The organism is Acinetobacter legionensis, from assembly GCF_048551735.1.
Classification (GTDB): Bacteria; Pseudomonadota; Gammaproteobacteria; order Pseudomonadales; family Moraxellaceae; genus Acinetobacter.
The window spans coordinates 1-972 of the sequence record NZ_JBIMBV010000072.1 but is presented as its reverse complement, the minus strand read 5'-3'; the positions used below and the strand labels follow the sequence as shown (position 1 = coordinate 972).

The 972-nt window shown below is 31.0% G+C and carries 3 protein-coding genes; 2 read left to right on the top strand and 1 reads right to left on the bottom strand.

Annotated features, from left to right (window positions below):
• A partial coding sequence (locus ACG9ZL_RS21035; RefSeq protein ID WP_419361854.1) for a hypothetical protein occupies positions 1-190 on the bottom strand: 190 nt, incomplete at its 3' end.
• Between the two features lie 117 nt (positions 191-307).
• Between ACG9ZL_RS21035 and ACG9ZL_RS21030 the strand changes: the two genes are divergently transcribed.
• Together ACG9ZL_RS21030 and ACG9ZL_RS21025 are read left to right on the top strand one after the other, a co-directional pair.
• Positions 308-511, top strand: coding sequence for a hypothetical protein (locus tag ACG9ZL_RS21030; protein WP_419361851.1), 204 nt, complete (start codon positions 308-310; stop codon positions 509-511).
• Between the two features lie 85 nt (positions 512-596).
• Entirely contained in the window at positions 597-851 is a 255-nt protein-coding gene (locus ACG9ZL_RS21025; protein ID WP_419361848.1) for a hypothetical protein, read from the top strand.
• Positions 852-972 lie beyond the last annotated feature (121 nt).

Here is a 972-nt window from a genome sequence, read left to right as displayed (position 1 = left end):
TATCAATCACTGTCGGATCGTATGACCATTCGTGTGCAACAAAAGCTAAATGACTAAGACACTTTTCTGTAGAAATCGCTGGAGTAAGAGCTTCTAATGAATGCTGACCTTGATCAGAAACGATCTTTGCAACACTCTCGAAAGCGCATTGAATGAATTCTTGTTTTGTACTGAAAGAGAGCTTATTCATATTAAAATCACAAATGCACAAATCATTTTTTTACAATAATACAGAAATCACAAGTGAATACAAGAATAAATCACAAATTCATTTATAATTTTTCAATTTAGAGATGGAATCAATGACATGGCAAAAACTTTTAGATTTACAGATGAAGAAGAACAAGCACTTAATGAAACTGGATTAAAGATAAACAGAGATTTAGTAAAAGCAGGAAAGAAACCGTTGCGAGATACAGAGATATTTCACGAAATAATTAAGCAAACATTGCTTGAAGGAATTATTGAAGTAACAAGAGATGGGGCTCTGAAAATCGAGACAAAAAAATAAATAGAATAGTTATAACCATTGATATTTATTACTAAAAAATTTAGCCCACTTTTAAAGTGGGCTACCCTCTTCTGAGAATTTTAAAATGAAAAAAACATATATATTTCTATTACTTATGATGATGTACAGTAGTAGTTATGCTGAAAAGATAATGGTAAGAATTTTATATAATATTCCTAAAAAAGAGATTATTACAATCTTAGTAAACACGACTGACTCATATAAAAAAATAAAATGTGAAGAAAAAACTATGAGCAAAGAGAGCCGAGATGAGATTGATAGAGCAACAAGAAAAAAGACAGAAGAAACAATAGTGCTAACAAAGATATGCAAAATATAGAGCTAGGAAGTCGCATAACGAAACTATTATGTTAAATAAGATATCTAAGACTGTGGCCTACACAACGCTATTGTTGCCACAGCTCAGCAACGTGAATCTAGATAATTGTATTCACGTTGCT